The 15,250-nt window shown below is 58.2% G+C and carries 15 protein-coding genes; 3 read left to right on the forward strand and 12 right to left on the reverse strand.

The genetic code is table 11. The features are described from left to right. Positions 1-4: 4 nt before the first annotated feature. The 8 genes from AB8818_RS11375 to AB8818_RS11410 all read right to left on the reverse strand — a co-directional run bounded on the left by AB8818_RS11375 (position 5) and on the right by AB8818_RS11410 (position 6,687). Complete coding sequence (locus tag AB8818_RS11375; RefSeq protein ID WP_192982622.1) at positions 5-1,261, reverse strand: MFS transporter; 1,257 nt, start codon at positions 1,259-1,261, stop codon at positions 5-7. A gap of 25 nt (positions 1,262-1,286) precedes the next feature. Continuing rightward, entirely contained in the window at positions 1,287-2,474 is a 1,188-nt protein-coding gene (locus AB8818_RS11380; protein ID WP_192982624.1) for an NAD(P)/FAD-dependent oxidoreductase, read from the reverse strand. Further along, positions 2,471-3,397 carry a VOC family protein gene (locus AB8818_RS11385; RefSeq protein ID WP_192982626.1) on the reverse strand — a complete coding sequence of 309 codons (927 nt, stop codon included), beginning with the start codon at positions 3,395-3,397 and terminating at the stop codon, positions 2,471-2,473. The genes AB8818_RS11380 and AB8818_RS11385 overlap by 4 nt, the downstream gene beginning before the upstream one ends. A gap of 78 nt (positions 3,398-3,475) precedes the next feature. Beyond that, positions 3,476-4,264, reverse strand: coding sequence for an IclR family transcriptional regulator (locus AB8818_RS11390; protein ID WP_192982845.1), 789 nt, complete (start codon positions 4,262-4,264; stop codon positions 3,476-3,478). A 12-nt stretch (positions 4,265-4,276) separates the two neighbouring features. Next, positions 4,277-5,026, reverse strand: coding sequence for an SDR family oxidoreductase (locus tag AB8818_RS11395; protein ID WP_192982628.1), 750 nt, complete (start codon positions 5,024-5,026; stop codon positions 4,277-4,279). Then, positions 5,026-6,048, reverse strand: coding sequence for an aromatic ring-hydroxylating dioxygenase subunit alpha (locus tag AB8818_RS11400; protein WP_192982630.1), 1,023 nt, complete (start codon positions 6,046-6,048; stop codon positions 5,026-5,028). The genes AB8818_RS11395 and AB8818_RS11400 overlap by 1 nt, the downstream gene beginning before the upstream one ends. Positions 6,049-6,058: 10 nt before the next feature. After that, a complete protein-coding gene (locus tag AB8818_RS11405) occupies positions 6,059-6,367 on the reverse strand; it encodes a recombinase-like helix-turn-helix domain-containing protein (protein ID WP_192982632.1) in 309 nt (102 codons plus the stop codon). After that, complete coding sequence (locus AB8818_RS11410; RefSeq protein WP_116341948.1) at positions 6,364-6,687, reverse strand: non-heme iron oxygenase ferredoxin subunit; 324 nt, start codon at positions 6,685-6,687, stop codon at positions 6,364-6,366. Before AB8818_RS11410 ends, AB8818_RS11405 begins: the two co-directional genes overlap by 4 nt. Before the next feature lie 414 nt (positions 6,688-7,101). Between AB8818_RS11410 and AB8818_RS11415 the strand changes: the two genes are divergently transcribed. Then, positions 7,102-8,313 (forward strand): MFS transporter, encoded by a 1,212-nt coding sequence (locus AB8818_RS11415; RefSeq protein ID WP_192982848.1) that lies wholly within the window; start codon positions 7,102-7,104, stop codon positions 8,311-8,313. A gap of 3 nt (positions 8,314-8,316) precedes the next feature. Here the strand turns inward: AB8818_RS11415 and speB are convergent, their stop codons facing one another. The 4 genes from speB to AB8818_RS11435 all read right to left on the reverse strand — a co-directional run bounded on the left by speB (position 8,317) and on the right by AB8818_RS11435 (position 12,142). Beyond that, a complete protein-coding gene (gene speB, locus AB8818_RS11420) occupies positions 8,317-9,237 on the reverse strand; it encodes an agmatinase (RefSeq protein WP_008499737.1) in 921 nt (306 codons plus the stop codon). 263 nt (positions 9,238-9,500) lie between these two features. Beyond that, on the reverse strand, positions 9,501-11,477 hold the full coding sequence (speA, locus tag AB8818_RS11425) for a biosynthetic arginine decarboxylase (RefSeq protein ID WP_116341952.1): 1,977 nt from the start codon (positions 11,475-11,477) through the stop codon (positions 9,501-9,503). An 8-nt stretch (positions 11,478-11,485) separates the two neighbouring features. Further along, positions 11,486-11,617, reverse strand: coding sequence for an acid stress response protein YqgB (yqgB, locus tag AB8818_RS11430; protein ID WP_127312443.1), 132 nt, complete (start codon positions 11,615-11,617; stop codon positions 11,486-11,488). 306 nt (positions 11,618-11,923) lie between these two features. Beyond that, positions 11,924-12,142, reverse strand: coding sequence for a hypothetical protein (locus tag AB8818_RS11435; RefSeq protein ID WP_162874982.1), 219 nt, complete (start codon positions 12,140-12,142; stop codon positions 11,924-11,926). Positions 12,143-12,280: 138 nt separating this feature from the next. On the opposite strand from AB8818_RS11435, the gene metK reads away from it, so the two are divergent. After that, the gene (metK, locus tag AB8818_RS11440) at positions 12,281-13,435 is read left to right on the forward strand and encodes a methionine adenosyltransferase (protein WP_192982634.1); all 1,155 of its coding nucleotides are present in this window, start codon (positions 12,281-12,283) and stop codon (positions 13,433-13,435) included. Positions 13,436-13,795: 360 nt separating this feature from the next. Continuing rightward, positions 13,796-15,193, forward strand: coding sequence for a galactose/proton symporter (galP, locus tag AB8818_RS11445; RefSeq protein WP_045134809.1), 1,398 nt, complete (start codon positions 13,796-13,798; stop codon positions 15,191-15,193). Positions 15,194-15,250: the final 57 nt, after the last annotated feature.

Here is a 15,250-nt window from a genome sequence, read left to right on the forward strand (position 1 = left end):
CTCCTCAGTAACGTCTCAGCAGCGGCAGTAACAGGACGCAGCCCACCGCCGCCATCACCGCCAGAAAAATCAGCCCGGAATCCATGCTGTGGGTGAAGGCGATAAGCGCGCCCATCACCGCCGGCGACAGTGCGCCCGCAAAGTTTCCCAGCCCGTTGAAAATGCCGCCCGCCGTGGCGCTCACCCGCGGATGGGTGGCCTTCGCCAGCAGGGCGAAAATGTTGGGTGCACCGGTGCCCCACATGAAGGTGCTGAAGCTCATCGCCGCGATGATGGTCAGCGGGGTGTCAAGGTGCATCACCGCCGCCAGGCCTACCGCCGCTCCCGCCATCGAGATAAAGCAGGCCGCCGCGCGCTTATCGACCCGGTCCGAAAGCCACGCGCCAATCACCTCGCCCGCCAGCATGGCGATGAACGGCATCGACGACAGCCAGCCCGCGTGCTCCAGGTGAATGCCTTTCCCCTTAATCAGGTAGCCCGGCAGCCAGCCGTTGATGCCCCACAGGTAGGTCAGGAAGGCGATGTTAAAGATGCAGATGATCCAGAAGTGCGGGCTGACAAACAGCTCGCGGCGCGCGGCGCGGCGCTCGTCCTGCGACGCCTGCGAGGTGCCGGGTTTTGCTTCCAGACGGATCCCGCGCAGACCTACGCGCACGAAAATCAGCACCGGCACGGTGAGCATCGCCATCACGAAGAACGTGCTCTGCCAGCCGAAGGTGTTCAGTAGCCAGAGGGAGAGCGGGAAACCGATTGCCGCGCCCACCGGCGTGCCGAGCAGCCACAGCATGGTGGCGCGCGCCTGCAGATGCTGCGGGAAGTTGTGGCGCACGATGGCGAAGGCCAGCGGGAACAGCGGCCCTTCCGCCACGCCCAGCAGAATGCGCAGAACGATCATCAGCGTGTAGTTATGGGTAAAGCCCATCGCCACCATCAGCACGCACCACACCACCATCATTCCGGTGAGCAGGCGCAGCGGCGCGATCTTGTCGCCTAAGCCGCTTAAAAATACCGACGAAAAGCCGTAGCTGAGCAGAAAGGCGCTCATCAGAATGCCGAGGCGCGTGGTGTCGAAATCGATGCCCATCGCCTGCTGGAAATGGCCGTCGGAAAACAGCGCCGCGATGCTGATTTTGTCGAAAAACGCCAGCAGCACGCAGGCCAGCAGCGACAGCGGGATGGCCCAGCGCACCGTTTTTTCAGGCGTGCGGGTCCCCTCACCGCTTGCCTCAACGGGCGCGGTGTTGGTCTCTAATGTGGTCATGTCTCCCCCTACGGGTGCGGGTTAGCTATCGCAGTGACATCAGTGAAAAGGTCGGGTCGCCGAGCGGCACGTCGGACAGATCCCGCCCCGCCGCCATCCAGCGCTTCGCCAGCTTGACGGTGCGCGCGTCGTTGAACGCTACCAGCTGCGTCAGCCGCCCGCTCTCGTCCAGCGAGAAGTAAAGCGAATCTTCGCGCGCTACCGTTGTGCTCCCCGCCTGCGGAATGCCGAGGATCTGAATGTTGTGCTGGTATTGATCCGACCACAGCCACGGCGCGTCGTCATAGCCCGGCGCATCGGGGTTGAGCATTGCTCTCGCCGTCGCCACCGCCTGGTTCTGGGCAAAGGCCCAGGACTGGATGCACAGGCCGAAGCGATGGTGCTGAGCCACATCGCCCGCAGCGTAGATGAACGGATCCGACGTTCGCCCCTGGGCATCGACGACGATCCCTCGTTCGATGCGCAGCCCCGCATCGCGCGCCAGCTCCAGATTAAGATCGACGCCAATCCCCACCACCACCGCGTCAAAGGTTTCGCGCCGGCCATCGCAGTGGATAACCGGCAGGCCGCTATCGTCCTCCAGCTCCAGCGCGCCGCAGCCGGTACGTATCTCGACACCCTGCCCGCGATGGAGGGCTTCCAGGCGCTGCGACACCTCGCCGCTCACCGAGCGCATGCAGAGCGCGGGCTGCTGTTCGAACAGGGTGACCGCCACGCCGCTTTTGCGCGCGGACGCGGCAATTTCCAGGCCGATCCAGCCGCCGCCGACAATCGCCAGAGTTTGACTTTCCGCCAGACGCCCCTTCAGGCGCTGCGCGTCCTGCCAGTGGCGCAGGGTGTAGACCTGCGGATGGGAAGCCCACGCCTCATCCGGCAGGCGCGCCCGCCCTCCGGTGGCAATCAAAAGAATGTTGTAACTAAGATACTCGCCGTTGCTTAACCGCACCGTTTTCGCCGCTCGGTCGATCTGCTCCGCACGCAGCGGGCGGAACCAGGTCAGGTTCAGCGCCTGCTGCACCTCGTCGGTAAACAGGCGCGGGAGCGCCGCGTCCGGCTCCAGCAGAGACGCCTTCGACAGCGGCGGCCGTTCGTAGAAATCCCATTCCTCTTCTGCCACCACGCAAATCTCGCCGTCGAAGCCCTCGTCGCGCAGGGTTTTCGCCGCCCAGCCGCCCGCCTGGCCGCCGCCAATAATGACAATGCGCGACGTCATACCGCCTCCGGCTTTTTCTGCTGGCGGCGCGTGTCGTGGTCAATCCCGCCTTCCACCGCCCATTCGGTAAAGGAGACCAGCGAGTGCTCCAGCTCGCGCGGCTGCCAGTTTTCGGTCAGGTAGTCGTCGTTGGTGTAATACTCAAACGCGCCGCCGGTCGGGCTGTTGACGTACCAGAAATAGGCCGACGACACCGGATGGCGGCCCGGCCCGATAAAGGTGCTCCAGTCGTGTTTATTCATCGCAATCCCGCCGCCGATCACCTCATGAATATCACGTACCGTGAAGGCCACGTGGTTGAGACCGCGCCTGCGGTTCGGCAGTTGCAGCAGGAACAGGTTGTGATGGCCGCCGCGCGCGCCGCAGCGCAGGAACACGGCCCGGTTGATGTAGCGGTCAGAGACCTGGAAGCCGAGCACCTCGCGGTAGAATTTTTCCACCGCCGCCAGCTCTTCCACGAAGAACACCACGTGCCCAACGTTGATGGGCTGGGCGCGATCGTAAACCGGGCTCGGGGTGTCGATGCGGCGGACGTCGCCCCACTGGTTAATCGGCTCGACGTTCAGCTCTACCTCGGTCTGCTGGCTGACCTGCACGCGCAGGGTCATACCGTTCGGGTCGAGGCACTCCAGCGCGTCGCCCACCTCGCGAAAGCCGGGCTGCTGCGCCAGCTTCGGGCGCAGCGCGTCAAGATCTGACTGACTCTCAACCGCCCAGGTCATGCGGCGCAGAGTGTTGCCCGTCTCAAACGCTGGCGGCAGGTCTGGGCTGTCGATCGGGTTAAGCTCCACGCGTGCGCCGCTCAGGGTAGTAAAACGCTGGCCGCTGGCATCGCCCGTCAGGCCAAAATCACGCATAAATTTGGCGCAGTGCGTCAGGTCCTCCACGCCAAATTCCAGCTTTTCAATTCCGGTTACACTCATCGTTCGTTGCCTCATCTGGCCCAAATTGGGCGTAAACCATGCCCGACGCAGTCAAGCACCTGGCGTTAACTCACTGATTTAACTGGCCTGTGACAGATACCCTAAGAAGCCAGAAATTCTATCCGCCGCGAGGCGAACCTCGTTTTGCAGGCGTTCGCGGTCGGTCTGCGGGATCTCCTCCGACGGCACCAGAATGCTGACCACCGCCGCCACGCGTCCGCTTCGGTCATACACCGGGTAGACGATGGAGGAGATGCCGTGGCGGAAGAAGGATTCACCGATCACGTACCCACGGGCTTTATCCTGCTGCACCATCTGCCAGAGAGCTTCGCGGTCGTGAAGCTGCCCCGGCGTGTTGCCCGGCAGACGCTCGTGCGGGAACAACTGTTCAAAATCGGCACGGGATACATCGGTCAGCAGCATGCGCCCGAGCGAGGTGCAGTGCACCGGCAGACGGGTGCCAATGCTGACCTGATTGATGCGTGACCCGGCGGCGCTGACGCGGGCGACGTAGATAATGTCGCGCCCGTCGCGGATCGCCAGATGGCTGCTGCACTGGCTGACGTCGCGCAGCTGCTCGATCACCGGCTGGCCGACCTGCGCCACGTCCAGCGAAGCGATGTACTCAAAGCCCAGGCGCAGCACGTTCATGCCGAGCGAAAAGGTATTGGTGCGCGCGTTGCGCTCCAGAAAACCCATGTACTCCAGGGTCTGCACTACCCGGTAGGCGGTGGCCTTCGGCATATCCACCAGCCGGTGCAGTTCGGCAAAGGTCAGTTCGCGATGCTGCTCGCCGAAGGCCAATAGCAGCTGCAAGCCGCGCTCCAGCCCCGGCACCAGATACTTCACTTCCCGATCGTTTGCCATCATCGCCATACCTCAGTTAAAGACAAAGCCGCCGTTGACCGGGATCAGCTGCCCGGTGACAAACCGCGACAGATCGCTTAACAGCCAGACCACGCTGCCGGTCACATCTTCCGGCTGCTGCGCGCCCGCGAGTGCACGTCCGTTTTCGTAGAGCTGATGCCGCTCGACGGGCACATATTCGGTTGCCTCGACGCGGGTCAGCCCCGGCGCGATAGCGTTGATACGAATGCGCTTTTCGCCCAGCTCGCGCGCCATCGAGCGGGTCATGGCAATCACCGCCCCCTTACTGGCGACGTAGGCCATCAGGCGCGGGGCGCCCCACAGCGCGGTATCGGACGCCACGTTCACCATTGCCGCCCCTTCGCGCAGCAGCGGCACGGCGGCGCGCGTCACCAGCCAGGTGCCTTTGACGTTCACGCTCATCACGCGGTCCCACAGGTCCGGGTCGTAATCAAGCATGTTTTTACCGCCCACGCCGGTCGCCATCGCCGCGTTGTTCACCAGACCATCAATCTGACGGCGATCGCCAATGACGCTGAACACCTGCTCAATAGAATGCGGATCGGCCAGATCGATGACGTGCGACTCGATCGCATAGCCCTGTTCGCGGAGTGTATGCGCGCTCTCGGCCAGTTCGCCTTTGAGGATGTCGCACATCACCACCGACGCGCCCTGCTCCGCGCAGGCTCTGGCAAAGTGGTAGCCCAGCCCGCGCGCGGCGCCGGTCACGACGATGCGCTTTCCCCCCAGCAGTCCGTTCATCAGGCGGCTCCCTGCTGTTCTTCGCGCATTGCCAGCTGCTCTTTCGCGGCTTTTTGCATCATGCGGCGCAGGCGCGAAAGGCCGACGTCGTGCTGATAAAGGTACTCATGGTCGCGGGCGTTTGGCGCCAGGCTTTCCAGCACCACGCGGTCCTGCTCCAGCACTTCCCAGTGCAGCTTTTCCAGACGGTTGCGGTACATAAAGCGCCACATGTCGCGCTGCCAGCCCTGCACGCGGCGAATACGCCAGAAGAAGACACGGCAGTTGTCGTTATCCTCCGGCACCACCATGCCGACGATAAAGAAGTGGCCGCCCGGTCCGAAGCGCTTCTTATAAGGAATAGAGAGGCGCATCCAGCAGGTGCCGCTGTTGCCCAGCTCTACCCAGTCGAAGTTGACGCCGCTCTGCCCTTTCTTCTCAAAAATGAAGCCGGTTTTGGTCGGCTGGAGCACCATGTCGGCCTTGCGATCCCCTTCAGCCATCGAGTGCGACGACGAATGCAGATAGGTGCCGTGCATCGGGTCCATCACGTTTTCCAGCGCGTACTGGTAGTTGCATTTCCACGCGGCGGTGCAGAGGAAGTTGCTGAAGCTTTCCGTATCGGCAAGTTCATCCGGGAAGGTCAGCTCGTCCGGCTGCTGGTCAGCGGTGACGCCAAACCACAGGAAGATGGCGCCGTGCGCCTCCTGCACGTTATAGCTGCGCACGCACTGCTGACCGACCAGCGGACATTTATCCACGGCGGGCACGTCTTTCACCTCGCCGTTGCCCGCCACTTCCACGCCGTGATACCAGCAGGCGATGCGGTCACCGAGATTCCAGCCCATCGACAGGCGCGCGCCGCGGTGCGGACAGCGGTCTTCCAGCGCCTGGACCTGGCCGTCCTTGTTACGCCAGACCACAATCTGCTCGCCCAGGCGGGTAATCCCCACCGGCGCGGACTGCACTTCCCAGCTCGACAGCACCGGATACCAGAGGCCGCGCAGGCCTTTATCGAGATAATGTTGTACGGTCGTCGTCATCGCGTTGTCCTCAGTAGCCGTTAACCTGTAAGAATGCCTGGAAACTGGCGTTGCTCCACGGCTCGCCCTGCTGGTCGTGCATGCGCACCGCGTTCAGGCCTTTCACCAGCTCCGGTAAGGTTTCAACACCCTGCTCAAAGAGCTCTTCCAGCGTTGCAATGAGGTTCACCTCCCAGTTTTCCGGCTCGCGGCTGCGGGTTTGCCAGATGAGATTCTGGTAATCGCCTGGCTTATGAATGGCGCCGTTACCGCCTTCTGCAGGCGGGGTAAACTGGCGGCTTTCCGGCAGCGCCGGGTTGTAGTTCAGGGTGTTGCTCATGCCACGGTCTCCTCGACGAAGGTAATCTGGATTTGGTTTTCATAGACCCGAACCGGGTAGCGGTTAAGGTTGCGACCGCCGGGGCCGTGCAGGCACTGGCCGGTTTTAACGTCGAAGACCGCCTCGTGCAGCGGGCATTCCACCTTTCCATCTTCGACGAAGCCCTGGCTCAGGAGGGCATAAGCGTGCGGACATACGTCTTCCAGCGCGTAATACTCGCCGTCAATCAAATAAACGCCGATCTCTTTACCGTCGACGCTACCGCTAAAAGGGAAATCTTCCTGTACTTGTTCTGCGTCACATACGCCTATCCAGCTCATCACGATCCTCCAGGCTTTTGTTTCATATATGAAACTCTGTTTCTTATTTAATACGGTCAATATAAAAGCGATGAATGTTTCGTCAAGCGCCAATGTGAAGAATTTGTTAATCAAACAGCAATTAATTAACTAAGTGTGCAAAGGATCACGAAAAAATGCAGCGATATGAAATTTTCATTATTGCGGCGTGATAAATACGATTTATTAATGCCCTCAACATTTCAATAAAAGATATTGACTTCTTTTCTTTTTGTTCCTTAAAAATAAAGCAGCGTCACATCCTTGGTGTTTCACCTGTGAAACTAAATTTTAATTTACCCTTAATAAACAATTAGTTTCACCAGTGAATCATTTTAGTTCCGTGACAATCACTTTGATAAAAATATAAATAAATGAAAACGTAAGGCGGGCATGATGACGGCAAGATGGCAAGGTACAATTGCACTGTTATTACTGATTATTATTTCCTACGTCGACCGGGTTAATATTTCGGTAATGATTTTAAACCCGGAATTTGCCGAACATTTTCAGCTAAATGAAAACAGAATGTTACAAGGCATGCTAATGACCTGCTTTCTGCTGGGTTATGGTTTTTCGGCTTTATTATTAACACCGGTTATTGAAAGCAAACTTCATTATCGGCAGGGGTTATTAGGCAGTATTGTGATTTGGGCCGCGGTCTGTGCGTTCTCTCCCCTGCTCGGCTCGCTGATGGGGATGCTTATCGCCCGCGTGATTTTGGGCATTGCCGAAGGACCGCTCTTTTCGCTGAAGACGCGTTTTATTAGCGATAACTTTGGCGCGGAAGAGATTGGCAAACCCAACGCCGTGACCGCGCTGGGCGTCTCGCTCGGGCTGGCCGTGGGCTTTCCGCTGGTCACCTGGCTGATCGCGCATCTGGGCTGGGCCGGGTCATTTTATGCGCTCGCGGTGATGAATCTGGTGCTGGGTGGCGGGCTTATCTGGCGCTTTCTGCCTGCGCCACGCAGTCCGGGGAAGATGAAAAAACCGGGGTTTATGAAGACGTTTACCCTGGCCTGGCAAACGCCACTGCTGGGCTGGATCCTGCTGGTTGAAATCGCCACGCTGAGCTATCTGTGGGGAAGCAGCGCGTGGCTGCCCGCATGGCTGCGTGACGAGCATCACTTCTCGCTGCATGCCACCGGCATGCTTGCGGCGATCCCCTTCCTGCTGAGCCTGGGCTCTAAGTTTCTGGGCGGCGTGCTGCTCGACAAAATGCGCCCGGAAAAGGCGCCGGTGCTGTTTGTGGTGGGCGGAACGCTTACGGCGCTGTCCGTGGTCGGGCTGATGCTCAGCCATCAGCCCGCATGGCTGGCGCTGTTTATGCTGTCCGCCAATGTGTTCTGGGGACTTCAGGGGGCCGCCATTCCTGCGGTGATCCAACATCACGCCGCGCGGGACGCCGTGGGCAGTGCGTACGGCATTATCAATGGGATAGGCAATATCTTCGCGGCGTTTATTCCGCTGCTGATGGGGATGGTGATGAAATCGGTGGGGTCGGTCAGTTCTGGTTTTTCGGTGCTGGTCGTCTCGCAGGTCATTACCCTGCTCGCAGGAGGAATGCTGCTGCTGCGCATGCGTCGCGCAGCAGCAGTGAGCGCGTAAGGCTTATTCGCCTTTTTTCGCCGCCTGGATGTAAAGCATTTCCAGCGCCAGGGTCGCCGCGGCCAGCGCGGTGATCTCGGACTGGTCGTAGGCCGGTGCCACTTCCACCACGTCCATACCGACGATGTTCAGATCCTTCAGGCCGCGCACCAGCTTGATCGCGCGGTCTGACGTCAGGCCGCCGATGACCGGCGTACCGGTGCCAGGTGCAAACGCCGGATCCAGACAGTCGATATCGAAAGTCAGGTAAACAGGCATGTCGCCGACGATCTGCTTCACCTGCGCCAGAATATCGTCCACGCCGCGATCGTTAACCTGGCCCGCGTCCAGCACGGTGAAGCCGTTGTCTTTGTCAAACTCGGTGCGGATGCCGATCTGCACCGAGTGGTTTGGGTCGATCAGACCTTCGTTCGGCGCGGTGAAGAACATGGTGCCGTGGTCGAACTCGCAGCCGTTCGCGTAGGTGTCGGTATGCGCATCAAAATGCACCAGCGCCATTTTACCGAAGTGCTTCGCGTGGGCGCGCAGCAGCGGCAGGGTCACGAAGTGGTCACCGCCAAAGGAGAGCATGCGCTTGCCGGCGGCCAGCAGTTTTTCAGCATGGGCCTGCAGCTTTTCGCTCATTTCACGCGCGTCGCCAAAGGCGTACACCAGGTCACCGCAGTCCACCACGTTCAGGCGCTCGCGCATGTCGAAGTTCCACGGGAAGCGGTTGTGCTCCCAGGCCAGGTTAGTGGAAACCTGACGGATCGCCGCCGGGCCGTGACGACCACCCGCGCGGCCAGAGGTCGCCATATCGAACGGTACGCCGGTGATTACCCAGTCAGCGTCACTGTCGTACGGCTGGAAGTTCATCGGAAGACGTAAAAAACCAAACGCGTTAGATACCAGAGAGTTATCGTACTGATGACCTAAAGTGCTCATGTCCTGACCTCGTTTAAAGTCGATGCGTTAAAAACAGATGAAAAAAAATCCCCTCCGCGTCGTTAAACCCGACGAGGAAGGGATTGATTCGTAAATCGCTTATTGGGACGAATTATCGCCGGTAATGCATACGGGTTCAAGTGAGTATAGGGCATAGTGCGGTCTTTGCCCCTCACCCTAACCCTCTCCCCAAAGGGGAGAGGGAAATTGAACACCCTCTCCCCTTTGGGGAGAGGGCTGGGGTGAGGGGAAAGGCGGATGCCTTACTCGTCTTCCAAATACGTGTACCCGTACAGACCTGCTTCAAATTCCTCCAGGAACTGCTGCTGGAGCGCGTCGTCCAGACCAGTGTTTTTCACCTGATCGCGGAACTGGGTAAGCAGGGTTTTCGGATCCAGCTGAACGTATTCAAGCATGTCCGCTACGGTATCCCCTTCGTCGGACAGCTCAACTTCCACGCTGCCGTCAGGGAATACGAACACGTCAACCGCTTCGGTATCGCCGAACAGGTTGTGCATGTTGCCGAGGATCTCCTGATACGCCCCGACCATAAAGAAGCCCAGCATCGGCGGGTTCTCCGGGTCGTACTCCGGCATTGGCATCGTCGTTGCGATACCGTCGCCGTCAACGTAGTGGTCGATAGCGCCGTCGGAGTCACAGGTGATGTCCAGCAGCACGGCACGACGTTCCGGCGCGTGGTTCAGCCCTTCCAGCGGCAGAACCGGGAACAGCTGGTCGATACCCCAGGCATCCGGCATCGACTGGAACAGGGAGAAGTTGACGTAAATCTTATCCGCCATACGCTCCTGCAGCTCGTCGATAATCGGACGGTGCGCGCGGTTGCTCGGATCGAGCTGTTTCTGCACCTCATGGCACATGTTCAGGTAGAGTTGCTCCGCCCACGCGCGCTCCTGCAGGCTGAAGGTGCCTGAAGAATAACCCACGTGAATATCATGCAGATCCATCTGGCTGTCATGCAGCCATTCGCGCAGGGAACGGCGCGTGCCCGGCTCATGCATCTCCTGCCAGGTTTCCCACATGCTTTGCAGGGAACGAGGGGCATCATCCTGCGGAGGCGTCGCTTCGGTGATTTCGCTGCGCTCAACGCCAATGATGTTAGACACCAGCACCGTATGGTGGGCGGTGACCGCGCGGCCAGATTCGGTGATCACCGTCGGGTGCGGCAGGCCGTGCTCTTCACAGGCATCGCCAATCGCCCAGATGATGTTGTTGGCATATTCGTTCAGGCCGTAGTTCACCGAGCAGTCAGACTGCGAGCGGGTCCCTTCGTAATCCACGCCCAGGCCGCCGCCCACGTCGAAGCACTGAATATTTACGCCAAGCTTGTGCAGCTCAACGTAGAAACGGGCCGATTCACGCACGCCGGTGGCGATGTCGCGAATATTGGCCATCTGCGAGCCGAGGTGGAAGTGCAGCAGTTGAATGCTGTCCAGACGACCGCGCTCGCGCAGAATTTCCACCAGCTGCAGCACCTGGTTCGCCGCCAGGCCGAACTTGGATTTTTCACCGCCGGAGGACTGCCATTTACCGGAACCCTGCGACGCCAGACGCGCACGCACGCCAAGGCGCGGGATGACGTTCAGACGTTCGGCCTCTTCCAGCACGATGGCAATTTCGGTCATCTTTTCGATAACCAGATAGACCTTATGGCCCATCTTCTCGCCAATCAGCGCCAGACGAATGTATTCACGGTCTTTATAGCCGTTACAGACGATCACCGAACGGGTCATGCCCGCATGCGCCAGCACAGCCATCAGTTCCGCTTTGGAGCCGGCTTCCAGCCCCAGCGGTTCGCCGGAGTGGATCAGGGATTCAATCACGCGACGGTGCTGGTTTACCTTGATCGGATACACCAGGAAGTAGTCGCCTTTATAGCCGTAGGATTCACGCGCGCGCTTGAACGCGGCGTTAATGGAACGCAGGCGATGTTGCAGGATCTGCGGGAAGCAGAACAGTGCAGGCAAACGCTGGCCCTGTGCTTCGCGGGCTTTCACCAGTTTGGCGAGGTCCACGCGCGCTTCAGGGACGTCCGGATCAGGGCAGACGCTGATGTGGCCCAGTTCATTGACGTCGTAGTAGTTATTGCCCCACCAGGCAATATTGTAAGTGCGCAGCATCTTGCTGGCTTCCTGGGAGCTCATCGCAACCTCCTGCATAGAACGTAGTACACCCTGTTCGCCCGCTGACGAAGGCGAAAAAGAAGACATGTCGTCAGACATAGCGAACCTCAACTCTTTGTATTAAGTGTAAAACAGTTGACTACTATCGCAGCGTTGTACGGCGATAACAACCCATAAACGGCTCCGTTTCCCAGCAGAGTATGCTGAAAACCAGACCGTGCGACCGGTTTCTTATTCATATCATTGTAAAACACGTATCCGAACTCTGTATGACAAGGTTCGGCGAAACCACGAGAAAACTCTTGTATTAACAAGAGCGCCCTTGTTCAGTTTTCACAAAGCGTGACCGGCCCTGGAATCCTGAGAAGCGCCGAGATGGGTATAACATCGGCAGGTTTGCAGACTAGAAATGCGGGTTGCGGGAATCAATTGCGCGCCAGAACGGCAGCGCTGAATTAGCGGAAAACGATGGTTCATTATCTCGTATCACCTCCACGGCCGCCTCTGCTGAAACGGACCCCAAGCCAAAGCTAAAAGTTCACTGCTTAACCCGGCTGGAAGTGGCGACACGATGAGGTCATCGAGCGCTTTTTTTGTATGAGCCGCGCGCCGCGTTTTATACCGAGAAGGGGGCTAAAAAGCAAAACAAAAATGCGCGGGTTGCCAGCGCCGTCAGGAAAAATTTCCAGCAGACATTTCAACGCAGTGAGAGATGAATCAAAAAAAACTGGAAATCGGGCGAAGAAGTGACCTAAAATAGCCATCCAGATGTTAATCCATCTATACTGATTAACACTCATACTGCCAGTGTCAAAAACCTGCAGGCCTTGGTAGAATTATCTCCTTTGGCTATTCCACACAGCAGCTTGAGCTAACCAAATTCCTCTTAGGTGAAATAAAACATGGCAAAACACCTGTTTACGTCCGAGTCCGTATCAGAAGGACATCCTGATAAAATTGCTGACCAAATCTCCGATGCGGTGCTGGATGCGATCCTGGCGCAGGATCCTAAAGCGCGCGTAGCGTGCGAAACCTATGTCAAAACCGGCATGGTTCTGGTTGGCGGTGAGATCACCACCAGCGCATGGGTTGATATCGAAGAGATCACCCGTAACACGGTGCGTGAGATCGGCTATGTGCATTCTGATATGGGCTTTGATGCCAACTCCTGCGCGGTACTGAGCGCCATTGGCAAACAGTCTCCAGACATCAACCAGGGCGTTGACCGTGCCGATCCGCTGGAACAGGGCGCGGGCGACCAGGGCCTGATGTTCGGTTATGCAACCAACGAAACCGACGTGCTGATGCCGGCGCCTGTGACCTACGCACACCGTCTGGTGCAGCGTCAGGCTGAAGTGCGTAAAAACGGCACCCTGCCGTGGCTGCGCCCGGATGCGAAAAGCCAGGTGACCTTCCAGTACGACGACGGCAAAATTGTTGGCATCGATGCGGTGGTACTGTCTACTCAGCATGCCGAAGATATCGATCAGAAATCCCTGCAGGAAGCAGTGATGGAAGAGATCATTAAGCCGGTTCTGCCGACCGAATGGCTGAGCTGCGCGACCAAATTCTTCATCAACCCAACCGGACGCTTCGTTATCGGCGGCCCAATGGGCGACTGCGGCCTGACCGGTCGTAAAATCATCGTTGATACCTACGGCGGCATGGCGCGTCACGGCGGTGGTGCGTTCTCCGGTAAAGACCCGTCTAAAGTTGACCGTTCTGCGGCGTACGCAGCACGTTATGTGGCGAAAAACATCGTTGCTGCCGGCCTGGCCGACCGCTGTGAGATCCAGGTTTCCTACGCCATCGGCGTGGCTGAGCCAACCTCCATCATGGTTGAAACTTTTGGTACCGAGAAAGTGCCTTCAGAACAGCTGACCCTGCTGGTGCGCGAGTTCTTCGACCTGCGTCCATACGGCCTGATTCAGATGCTGGATCTGCTGCACCCAATCTATCAGGAAACCGCGGCATACGGTCACTTTGGTCGTGAACATTTCCCATGGGAAAAAACCGACAAAGCCGCTCTGCTGCGTGAAGCTGCCGGTCTGAAATAATCGACTGACGCGCGCTTTAGACAGGCCAGCCTTTGTGCTGGCCTTTTTTATATCGGGTGCCTGCCAAAAGCCGCACGACTGGAACCGATTACACCTCACCGAATATATCCTGCTTTCAGAATATTCTCTTTGCATGATCGCCTTTCTTCTGCTGTTACATTTCCTTTCAGTTAAGTCTGAAATGTATTCTTTCGCGATGCATATCACCTCATTTACCTCTATATTTTCAAAGCTTTAATTTTATTTACGGTTACAGGTTAGTGTAACCGATTACACCAATGTGATTAATCTCACATCTTTTTATGGGTCGCTCACCTACCCTAAACATCAATAAAACTGATAACCCAACTGGAGGGCATAATGCCTGACAATAAAAAACAGGGGCGTACGTCCAACAAGGCGATGACATTCTTCGTCTGCTTCCTCGCCGCCCTGGCAGGATTACTCTTTGGCCTGGATATCGGCGTCATTGCCGGCGCTCTTCCCTTCATCGCAGACGAATTCCAGATTAACGCGCATACCCAGGAATGGGTGGTCAGCTCCATGATGTTCGGTGCGGCCGTTGGGGCCGTCGGCAGCGGCTGGCTCTCCTTCAAGCTCGGACGTAAAAAGAGCCTCATGATCGGTGCGATCCTCTTCGTCGCCGGTTCCCTCTTCTCTGCAGCCGCCCCTAACGTTGAAGTGCTTATCCTTTCCCGTGTGCTGCTGGGCCTGGCCGTGGGCGTAGCGTCATACACCGCCCCGCTCTACCTCTCTGAAATTGCGCCGGAGAAAATCCGCGGCAGCATGATTTCCATGTACCAGCTGATGATCACCATCGGTATTCTTGGTGCTTACCTGTCCGATACCGCGTTCAGCTACAGCGGCGCATGGCGCTGGATGCTCGGCGTGATCATCATTCCGGCCATTCTGCTGCTGATTGGCGTCTTCTTCCTGCCGGACAGTCCGCGCTGGTTTGCCGCCAAACGCCGCTTCGTCGATGCCGAACGCGTGCTGCTTCGCCTGCGCGATACCAGCGCTGAAGCGAAAAACGAGCTGGAAGAGATCCGCGAAAGCCTGAAGGTAAAACAGTCCGGCTGGGCGCTGTTTAAAGAGAACAGCAACTTCCGCCGTGCGGTGTTCCTCGGCGTGCTGCTGCAGGTGATGCAGCAGTTCACCGGGATGAACGTCATCATGTACTACGCGCCAAAAATCTTTGAGCTGGCGGGCTACACCAACACCACCGAGCAGATGTGGGGCACCGTTATTGTCGGCCTGACCAACGTGCTGGCGACCTTTATCGCCATCGGCCTGGTGGATCGCTGGGGGCGTAAGCCTACTCTGACGCTGGGCTTCCTGGTCATGGCGATCGGCATGGGCGTGCTGGGCACCATGATGCATGTGGGCATTCACTCTCCAACCGCCCAGTACTTCGCGGTAGGGATGCTGCTGATGTTTATCGTCGGGTTTGCGATGAGCGCCGGCCCGCTGATTTGGGTGCTGTGCTCGGAGATCCAGCCGCTGAAAGGGCGTGACTTTGGTATCACCTGCTCTACCGCGACCAACTGGATTGCCAATATGATCGTCGGCGCGACGTTCCTGACCATGCTCAACACCCTGGGCAATGCGAACACCTTCTGGGTCTACGCCGGTCTGAATATCTTCTTTATTGTTCTGACTATCTGGCTGGTTCCAGAAACTAAGCACGTTTCACTGGAACACATTGAACGTAACCTGATGAAAGGTCGTCCGCTGCGCGAAATCGGCGCACACGACTGATCCTCATTGCGGGAGGCGCCTCTTGCGCCTCCCCGCTTCCCGCTTTATGCTCTGCCC

The organism is Enterobacter sp. KB-280D8 (assembly GCF_041399405.1).
GTDB classification, from domain to species: domain Bacteria; phylum Pseudomonadota; class Gammaproteobacteria; order Enterobacterales; family Enterobacteriaceae; genus Enterobacter; species Enterobacter cloacae_N.

Excerpts from the sequence above, each read along its gene's own strand:
- metK (WP_192982634.1), top strand. The coding sequence starts at position 12,281 with ATGGCAAAACACCTGTTTACGTCCGAGTCCGTATCAGAAGGACATCCT.
- yqgB (WP_127312443.1), bottom strand. The coding sequence starts at position 11,617 with ATGAATAAGAAACCGGTCGCACGGTCTGGTTTTCAGCATACTCTGCTG.
- galP (WP_045134809.1), top strand. The coding sequence starts at position 13,796 with ATGCCTGACAATAAAAAACAGGGGCGTACGTCCAACAAGGCGATGACA.
- AB8818_RS11380 (WP_192982624.1), bottom strand. The coding sequence starts at position 2,474 with ATGACGTCGCGCATTGTCATTATTGGCGGCGGCCAGGCGGGCGGCTGG.
- AB8818_RS11375 (WP_192982622.1), bottom strand. The coding sequence starts at position 1,261 with ATGACCACATTAGAGACCAACACCGCGCCCGTTGAGGCAAGCGGTGAG.
- speA (WP_116341952.1), bottom strand. The coding sequence starts at position 11,477 with ATGTCTGACGACATGTCTTCTTTTTCGCCTTCGTCAGCGGGCGAACAG.
- AB8818_RS11410 (WP_116341948.1), bottom strand. The coding sequence starts at position 6,687 with ATGAGCTGGATAGGCGTATGTGACGCAGAACAAGTACAGGAAGATTTC.
- AB8818_RS11390 (WP_192982845.1), bottom strand. The coding sequence starts at position 4,264 with ATGGCAAACGATCGGGAAGTGAAGTATCTGGTGCCGGGGCTGGAGCGC.
- AB8818_RS11400 (WP_192982630.1), bottom strand. The coding sequence starts at position 6,048 with ATGACGACGACCGTACAACATTATCTCGATAAAGGCCTGCGCGGCCTC.
- speB (WP_008499737.1), bottom strand. The coding sequence starts at position 9,237 with ATGAGCACTTTAGGTCATCAGTACGATAACTCTCTGGTATCTAACGCG.
- AB8818_RS11405 (WP_192982632.1), bottom strand. The coding sequence starts at position 6,367 with ATGAGCAACACCCTGAACTACAACCCGGCGCTGCCGGAAAGCCGCCAG.
- AB8818_RS11385 (WP_192982626.1), bottom strand. The coding sequence starts at position 3,397 with ATGAGTGTAACCGGAATTGAAAAGCTGGAATTTGGCGTGGAGGACCTG.
- AB8818_RS11435 (WP_162874982.1), bottom strand. The coding sequence starts at position 12,142 with ATGGCTATTTTAGGTCACTTCTTCGCCCGATTTCCAGTTTTTTTTGAT.
- AB8818_RS11415 (WP_192982848.1), top strand. The coding sequence starts at position 7,102 with ATGACGGCAAGATGGCAAGGTACAATTGCACTGTTATTACTGATTATT.
- AB8818_RS11395 (WP_192982628.1), bottom strand. The coding sequence starts at position 5,026 with ATGAACGGACTGCTGGGGGGAAAGCGCATCGTCGTGACCGGCGCCGCG.